Origin of the sequence: Hyphomonas sp., assembly GCF_036964145.1 — a bacterium.
Classification (GTDB): Bacteria; Pseudomonadota; Alphaproteobacteria; order Caulobacterales; family Hyphomonadaceae; genus Hyphomonas.
In genome coordinates this window covers 1-2,131 of record NZ_JBALUC010000009.1, presented here as the reverse complement: position 1 = coordinate 2,131, position 2,131 = coordinate 1, and the positions used below count along the sequence as shown (strand labels likewise).

Here is a 2,131-nt window from a genome sequence, read left to right as displayed (position 1 = left end):
GGGTGTTTCAATATCGATCGATGATTTTGGAACCGGTTATACATCCTTGATGTATCTCAAGAACATGCCGGTTGATGAGCTCAAGATCGATATGGTGTTCATCAGAAACATGGTCCACAAGAAAAATGATCTGGCGATTGTCCGCTCCATTATAGATTTGTGCAAAAATCTGGAGATTGTCGTCGTCGCCGAGGGCGTGGAAGACATTGAGACAAGAAACAAGCTGTGCGAACTGCAATGTGATCTTGCACAGGGTTATTTCTTCGCCCGCCCAATGGTGGCAGATGATCTATTCCGTTGAAAAACTCGACGGTTTGAGATTTGGAACAGGATGTTGAGTTCGAGCAATCCGAACCCTTCTCATGTAAGGCAGCCGGTTTGTTGGTCCGGGATGAGTTTTGCGAGTTTCCTGAGGTTCTGGGTGGTAGCTGCGAGGTGGAATTCATCGCGGGCGCCGCATGGTCCACGTAATCGCAATCGTCGCAGACCCAGAATGCGTTTGAGGTGGGCAAACAGCATCTCGACTTTTTTTCTTAACTTGCATGAGATTGCATATTGGGTGGTGTGTGAGATGGCACGGGCTATATCGCGCGAAGGCTCATGGATCGACCTTGTGACCTTGCGTTGCGGCTCCTTTGGGCAACACTTCGACTTCAGGCCGCAGGCATCACAATCGGCCTTACGGGCGCGGTAGCGCAATGTCCCATCCTTGTTTGCTCCAACTCGAGGCGTCGTAAACGCACGGCGGTATTGTTTGAGCTCTTTGCCACCGGGACAGATGTAGGCATCATTTGCGGCGTCATAGGTGAAGTCCGCCCGCTCATAGGTTCCGTCCTTGCGTCCGGACTTGTCGATAACTGGAATATGAGGGGCTATCCCGCGCTCATTGACCAGCCAGTTAAGCATGGGACCAGAACCATAGGCGGTATCGGCAATCAGCCGTTCGGGTGTCAGATCAAACCTGTCGCTCACCCGGTCCACCATGGTTCGCACAGAGCCAACCTCAGCCTGCCGGATCGAACGTGTGGCTTCCACATCCAAGATCACTGCATTGTCGGTATCGATCAGATAGTTTGTGGAATAGGCGAAATAGGCAGGGCCGCCGCGTGCGCCAGTCCATTGAGAGGCGGGATCGGAATGGGAAGTGAACTTCGGCTCTACCGCACTGGCTGCACCGAAGGCTTCATCGTCCAGTGTTTCCAAATATTCCCTGACCGCTCGCGGGGCATCAGAGGAATCAATCTTGTCAGGCTCCCAGTCCGACTGCGGCGTGGAATTCTGCCGGTTGGCATCCGCCTGGATCAGGCTCGCGTCGACCGCAAAACGTTGGCCGCTCGCCAGTCCTTCCTCGATGCAACGTGTCACAACTGTCTCGAAGACATGCCGCAACAGGTCGCTGTCCCGGAATCGTCCATGGCGGTTCTTCGAGAAGGTCGAATGGTCCGGTATTGGATGGCTGAGATCCAGGCGGCAAAACCAGCGGTAAGCCAGATTGAGATGGACCTCCTCGCAAAGCCGCCGTTCTGACCGGATACCCATCGTGTAACCGACCAGTAGCATCCGGATCATCAATTCTGGATCAACTGAAGGACGGCCGGTTGAGCTATAGAACGGAGCCAAGTGCACGCGAAGGTCGGAGAGATCAACGAACCGGTCAATCGAGCGTAGTAGGTGGTCCTTCGGGACATGATCCTCAATAGAGAACTCATAAAACAGCGCGCTTTGCGCCTCTTGTCTCGGACCCATCATAGCCTGCATCTCCCAAATCAGTAAGGAGATTGAATCAGCGTTCAGCTCTCAAAACAACAAGAGTTTTTCAACGGAATACGCCGGTCGCTGCAAATGCTAGTTACGTCAGAGAACCACGCGTGGTCTCAGATACCTGTCAGTATCCAACCGAAAGAGATTTGGAAAAAGCAGCCGTTTATGCCAACCTTCACAAATCACGGCAGCCCTATCTGGGGGATGTCGGCTTAACGGAGTTCTACTTTGGAGGTGCCCTTGGAAGAAATGGCGATCAGAAGGGGTGACTGGAAGGATGAGGAGTGCATGGGAGCACTGCTTTCTGTGGCATTCACCGACGATCCGTTTGTTCGTTGGCTGATGCCAAGGTCGCTAGACTTCTTGCGAG

2 protein-coding genes are annotated in these 2,131 nt (G+C 53.2%); one reads left to right on the top strand and one right to left on the bottom strand.

Annotated elements, in window-relative coordinates:
* Window positions 1-301 (top strand): EAL domain-containing protein (locus V7660_RS17125; protein WP_335604268.1); only part of this gene is annotated, 301 nt, incomplete at its 5' end.
* A gap of 59 nt (window positions 302-360) precedes the next feature.
* Here V7660_RS17125 and V7660_RS17120 read toward each other — a convergent pair.
* Window positions 361-1,749 carry an IS1182 family transposase gene (locus tag V7660_RS17120; RefSeq protein ID WP_335604267.1) on the bottom strand — a complete coding sequence of 463 codons (1,389 nt, stop codon included), beginning with the start codon at window positions 1,747-1,749 and terminating at the stop codon, window positions 361-363.
* Window positions 1,750-2,131 lie beyond the last annotated feature (382 nt).

What these genes read in the sequence shown, in the direction of transcription:
- V7660_RS17120 (WP_335604267.1), bottom strand. Translation starts at nt 1,749, where the DNA reads ATGATGGGTCCGAGACAAGAGGCGCAAAGCGCGCTGTTTTATGAGTTC.